The 5,030-nt window shown below is 61.8% G+C and carries 9 protein-coding genes; 7 read left to right on the top strand and 2 right to left on the bottom strand.

What is annotated here, in order from left to right:
- Nucleotides 1–37: 37 nt before the first annotated feature.
- Nucleotides 38–322, bottom strand: coding sequence for a hypothetical protein (locus CN311_RS20265; protein ID WP_133117221.1), 285 nt, complete (start codon nucleotides 320–322; stop codon nucleotides 38–40).
- Nucleotides 323–607: 285 nt separating this feature from the next.
- Here CN311_RS20265 and CN311_RS20270 point away from each other — a divergent pair, with 285 nt between their 5' ends.
- From CN311_RS20270 to CN311_RS20300, 7 genes are all read left to right on the top strand, one after another.
- Nucleotides 608–817 carry a cold-shock protein gene (locus tag CN311_RS20270; protein WP_010915421.1) on the top strand — a complete coding sequence of 70 codons (210 nt, stop codon included), beginning with the start codon at nucleotides 608–610 and terminating at the stop codon, nucleotides 815–817.
- 313 nt (nucleotides 818–1,130) lie between these two features.
- Entirely contained in the window at nucleotides 1,131–1,358 is a 228-nt protein-coding gene (locus tag CN311_RS20275) for a hypothetical protein (RefSeq protein ID WP_097575504.1), read from the top strand.
- Entirely contained in the window at nucleotides 1,358–1,765 is a 408-nt protein-coding gene (locus tag CN311_RS20280; RefSeq protein ID WP_097575505.1) for a hypothetical protein, read from the top strand. The genes CN311_RS20275 and CN311_RS20280 overlap by 1 nt, the downstream gene beginning before the upstream one ends.
- 1 nt (nucleotide 1,766) lies before the next feature.
- Nucleotides 1,767–1,934 (top strand): hypothetical protein, encoded by a 168-nt coding sequence (locus CN311_RS32645; protein WP_097575506.1) that lies wholly within the window; start codon nucleotides 1,767–1,769, stop codon nucleotides 1,932–1,934.
- A gap of 53 nt (nucleotides 1,935–1,987) precedes the next feature.
- Nucleotides 1,988–2,320 (top strand): YkgJ family cysteine cluster protein, encoded by a 333-nt coding sequence (locus CN311_RS20290; RefSeq protein WP_245440889.1) that lies wholly within the window; start codon nucleotides 1,988–1,990, stop codon nucleotides 2,318–2,320.
- Nucleotides 2,321–2,399: 79 nt separating this feature from the next.
- Nucleotides 2,400–3,011: a LysE family translocator gene (locus CN311_RS20295; RefSeq protein WP_097575507.1), complete on the top strand. Its 612-nt coding sequence runs from the start codon at nucleotides 2,400–2,402 to the stop codon at nucleotides 3,009–3,011.
- Nucleotides 3,012–3,189: 178 nt separating this feature from the next.
- The gene (locus tag CN311_RS20300; RefSeq protein ID WP_097575508.1) at nucleotides 3,190–4,716 is read left to right on the top strand and encodes an FAD-dependent monooxygenase; all 1,527 of its coding nucleotides are present in this window, start codon (nucleotides 3,190–3,192) and stop codon (nucleotides 4,714–4,716) included.
- Between the two features lie 60 nt (nucleotides 4,717–4,776).
- Here CN311_RS20300 and CN311_RS20305 read toward each other — a convergent pair.
- A partial coding sequence (locus CN311_RS20305; RefSeq protein WP_133117222.1) for a nuclear transport factor 2 family protein occupies nucleotides 4,777–5,030 on the bottom strand: 254 nt, incomplete at its 5' end.

Here is a 5,030-nt window from a genome sequence, read left to right on the forward strand (position 1 = left end):
AATCTCTACCGGGGGCCCATGCAAATTGGGCAATATCTCAATTTGAAATAAGCGGAACGATCAGCACGGCGACGATTTCGATGAGAGGAATTGCCACATAGACGGCAAGAAAGCCGGCAATCCACATCCCGATTCTGGTCAGCCAGGACGGATGAGGAGCCGCCTTCCAGGCGAAAAATGCGCTGGCGACGCCCAAGCCCAATGCGACAATGCCAATGACCGGAGAGCGCGTCATTGGCAGCATTAGATCGTCAAAAACAAGAAAGATCGCGCCAATAAAGATCAGCTGGGCCGTGAGCCCGAATAGAAACGCGCGTTTCACGCGGCCCTCCCGGTGCTGTCTTTTATCGGCATCAGGCGACGGCTTTCGTTTGTAGGGCCCACGCTTGCCCAGCTTCGGTGCAACCGCATCCAATCAAGACACTACCAAAAATTGACATCGCGTCAAAAGACGTCTATAGGAAATTTGTCGATGTTTGTTTGAACGACTTTTGTTATCCGCGCGTCAAGCGCGCCTTTGACGAACTTCTCCCATCAAAAATCGAGACAAACGCTGTTGTGCATTCGCGCGACGGCGAACGAATATTTGCCAGGGAAAGGGTTCTTCATGTCCACCGGCACAGTAAAATGGTTCAACGCCACCAAGGGTTTTGGTTTTATTCAGCCTGACGATGGCTCTGCAGACGTTTTCGTCCACATCTCGGCCGTCGAGCGCGCCGGCATGCGCGATATCGTCGAAGGCCAGAAGCTCGGCTACGAGATGGTCCGCGACAACAAGTCGGGCAAGATGTCGGCCGACCAGTTGAAGGCGGCCTAGCCGACCGGGCGGCCTGAATGCATGTCGCGCAAAAGTGCGCAGCGGTTTTGCGATAACGACATGCATAAACAATGACGGATTCAGCCTCGCCGGTGACCACGGATGTACTGGCACCGGTGATTGGCGGAGGAGGGGTCAGGCAATGCCTGGCCTTTTTCGTTTCGGGCACGGATCGAAAGAGCATCGCCCGTCCGCCTGATATGCTAAGACGTTTCCGCAATTTGAACCCGACGCCGTATTGCTTTGTGCCTGGTCTTGGCCGAAAGACCGGTCTGGCATGTTTCGGCATCACGCTCCGGACAGGAGAAAGACTTTGACCGCCACTTCGAACAAATCCCGCGACCAGGCCGAATCCATTTTCAGCAAGACTCGCACCCAATCCATGTCGCTCAACCGCATCGTTTCCGAGCAGGATGCCGTCAGCCGGGCCCGCGAAGCCAAGACCGCCCGGCTGCGCGAATTGCGCCTGGAAAAGGAAGCCGAGGACATGGCTGCCGCCGCGGCCCTTGCCGCTCCGCCGAAACGCGCGGGCAAACGCTGATGGCCACCAAGCGCGTGCCGCAAACCCCGATCGCCGCCGATGCGACCATCGCCGATATGGTCGAGGTCCTCGACAAGCCGGTCGAATATGTCCGGCGCGTGCTGGAAAAGCTGGAGCGCTGCAAGCGCGCCCATGGCGATGCCCAGGTGCGGGTCGGGGTGCGCGGCCGCGCCGAAGCCCCGAACTATCTGATCGAATATGCGCGGGAAAATGCCAAGACCCGTGAGCGTGAGACCCATCAGGATGCCGCCTATAGCGGCAGCACGCATCGCGAACTGGCGCCGCATCATATCGCGGAGGCCAGGAACTGGTCGCCGGAGGAAATGAACATCACGGCGGTCTCGGCGCTGATCGGCCGCCTGCGCAATCCGCGCGCGCCGGCATCGCGTTTTTCCGACGAGGATTGATATGGCCATCAAGTTTTCCGCCAAGGATCTGCCGGCAGCACCGGCTGCCGCCGCAAAGCCGGCCAAGCCGGCCGCCGCGCCGAAAGCAGGCGAAGCCACCGGGGCTGCGGTCGATCTGTTCGAAACGCCGGCCGAAGCGCCGTCACGCAAAACCAAGAAGAAGAAATAGCAGCCTTGCCGCGGCACGCCGATCCTGTGCGGCCATGGCAGCTTGCCGCGACGATCGCCACGGACTTTTCTTCTCTGCGGGAGGCTGCCACCACCGCTCTTTTCGACTGCCAGAGCTGCGGCGCCTGCTGCTCCTATTCGGCGGAATGGCCGCGCTTTTCCACCGAGGATGACGCGCAGCTCGACCGCATCCCGCAAAAATATGTGTCCTCCAACGAAGCCGGCATGCGCTGCGATGGCGTGCGCTGTTCAGCCCTTTCCGGTGAGGTTGGCAAGCACACTGCTTGCGGCATCTACGAGCTCCGCCCGGATGTATGCCGCGCCTGCATGCCTGGCGGCGACGATTGCCTGATGGCGCGCCGCGCCCATGGATTGCCGATCGTCTGACGCTGTTCCGACAGGCTTGTGCGCACCGGCCTGGCTGGATACCTTGCCGGGGGCTGGGTCAACGCCGGGAGAAGCATTCGTGAGCATCGAATTTCTGTTGACGTCGCTGATTGTCGTGGCTTCGCCCGGCACCGGCGTTCTCTACACGCTGAGCGCCGGTCTTTCGCGCGGGGCGCGTGCCTCAATCATTGCCGCTTTCGGCTGCACGCTCGGCATCATCCCGCATATGGCGGCGGCCATCACCGGACTGGCTGCACTGCTGCACACCAGCGCACTTGCTTTCGAGACGCTGAAGTATCTGGGCGTCGCCTATCTGCTCTACATGGCGTGGAACACGCTGAAGGAGAAGGGCGCCTTGAGCGTCGGGCAGGATGTCGCGCCGCGCTCGGCCGGCAAGGTGATCACCTCGGGCATCCTGATCAACATCCTCAACCCGAAACTGTCGATCTTCTTCTTCGCCTTCCTGCCGCAATTCGTCAGCACCACCGAGCCGCATGCGCTGTCGAAGATGCTGGAGCTTTCGAGCGTCTTCATGCTTTTGACCTTCGTCGTCTTCGTCGGCTATGGCATTTTCGCCGCCTCTATCCGCAGCCATGTCGTGTCGCGGCCGATGGTGATGACCTGGATGCGCCGCACCTTCGCCGGCGCCTTCGTCGCGCTTGGCGCCAAGCTGGCATTGGCTGACAGATAAGCCAAGCTGCCGGGTGGGCGGCTTGATCATCGCATTTTGCTGGGAATTTCGTGGGGCGTAACGGCTGTCGCGCCCCTCTTGCTTTAATAAATGGGGCCGAACCAACCAAGATCAAGAATTGGCATTCGGCTTTTTATGCTTAGATTGCGGAGCCCTGACTGAAAGAGGGCTCAAGATCATGCAGCAGTTAGAAACACGCGCTCGCGACGCCGGGCGCTTGGAAAGCAGTAGTGCCGATCGCACAGCGATCTCCCATGAGGTGCTGATTGTCGGAGGCGGTCCGACAGGGTTGATGCTGGCGGGCGAACTCGCCCTGGCGGGCATTGATGCCGCCATCGTCGAACGTCGCGCCAACCAGGACCTTGCCGGTTCCCGCGCCGGAGGCCTGCACGCCCGCACGATTGAGGTTTTCGATCAGCGTGGCATTGCCGGCCGGTTCTTGTCACAGGGGCAGATTGCCCAGGTGGCCCGGTTCGCGGACGTCACCATGGATATCAGCGACTTTCCCACCCGGCACAATTACGGGCTCGCTTTGTGGCAGAGGCAAATCGAGCAGATACTGGCCGAATGGGTCACTGAACTCGGCGTCACGATCCATCGCGGCCTCGAGGTGGTGGGCTTCGTGGGGAGAGATGCGGGCATCGATATCGAATTGTCCAACGGCACGTTTCTGCATGCGCATTATCTCGTCGGCTGCGATGGCGGACGGAGTTTCGTGCGCAAGGCGGCCGGTATTGATTTTCCCGGTTGGGACCCGACGACCAGCAACTTGATCGCCGAGGCAGAGATTTCAAGCGAACCGGAATGGGGCGTCCGCCGCGACGCCATCGGTATTCATGGCCTCAGCAGAATGGACGGTGCGATGGTGCGCATAGTGGTGACAGAGCGGCAAGCAGGTGCCTCGGGCGAACCAACGCTCGCCGATCTCAGCCAGGCGTTGATCGATGTTTACGGCACGGACTATGGTGTCCACAATCCAAGATCGCTCGGTCGCTTTACCGACATGACCCGGCAAGCGGCGTCCTACCGCAAGGGACGGGTGCTGCTTGCTGGCGATGCCGCGCATATCCATCCGCCGGATGGCGGCCAAGGTCTCCAGACTGGCGTGCAGGACGCGGTAAACCTGGGCTGGAAGCTGGCCCAGGTGGTGAGGGGGATTTCTCCCGAGAGCCTGCTCGACACGTACCATGCCGAGCGCCATCCGGTTGCCGCGCGGGTTTTACGCACCACGATGGCATCGGTCGCGCTACGCCGCGGGGACGAGCGCACCAACGCGCTGCGCGACACGATGACGGAATTTCTTGCCATGGAGGAGCCGCGCCGGCGCTTTGCCGGCATGATGTCCTGTCTCGACATCGCCTACGATTTCGGCGCGGGGCACCCATTGCTTGGCCGTCGCATGCCCGACCTCGATTTGACCACCGACGCCGGTCCGCAGCGGGTTTTCGCGCTGCTGCACGAGGGCCGGCCGGTGCTGCTTAATCTTGGTGAACCCCTCGCTTTCGACCTCAGCCCATGGGCCGACCGGGTCCGCCCTGTCGACGCCCGCTATGATGGAGCGTGGCAGCTTCCGGTGATCGGTGCGGTCAGCGCGCCCGGCGCCGTGCTGATCCGGCCCGATGGTTATGTCGCCTGGGTTGGCGGCCCAGCTTCGACGGACCTTCGCGAAGCGCTGACGCGCTGGTTTGGGCCATCCACGACGTAGGAAGACGAGTGGCAATCCGCCCGGAATCCACGCCCTGCTGGGCGGGATTCCGGGAAAGCCCTATCCCTTGACGTAGCCCATCGCCTCGACGATCCGTCCTCCCGCGACGCGCATCAGATTGACGCCGCGGATGGAGTTGCCGTCGGCCATGAAATAGCGCCAGCGGATCGTTGCCCGCTCGCCAGCGACGAAGGTTTCCTCCAGGTCGAAGCGTGTGCCGGCCTGGGTGGCGATCGCCGACCACAGCCCGACGCAGGCTTCGCGGCCTATGTGGCGGGCGCCATCCGGCGCCGGCACGGTGTTCTCGATCACGC

Source organism: Mesorhizobium sanjuanii (assembly GCF_002529485.1).
GTDB classification, from domain to species: domain Bacteria; phylum Pseudomonadota; class Alphaproteobacteria; order Rhizobiales; family Rhizobiaceae; genus Mesorhizobium; species Mesorhizobium sanjuanii.

Excerpts from the sequence above, each read along its gene's own strand:
- CN311_RS20270 (WP_010915421.1), top strand. The coding sequence starts at position 608 with ATGTCCACCGGCACAGTAAAATGGTTCAACGCCACCAAGGGTTTTGGT.
- CN311_RS20280 (WP_097575505.1), top strand. The coding sequence starts at position 1,358 with ATGGCCACCAAGCGCGTGCCGCAAACCCCGATCGCCGCCGATGCGACC.
- CN311_RS32645 (WP_097575506.1), top strand. The coding sequence starts at position 1,767 with ATGGCCATCAAGTTTTCCGCCAAGGATCTGCCGGCAGCACCGGCTGCC.
- CN311_RS20300 (WP_097575508.1), top strand. The coding sequence starts at position 3,190 with ATGCAGCAGTTAGAAACACGCGCTCGCGACGCCGGGCGCTTGGAAAGC.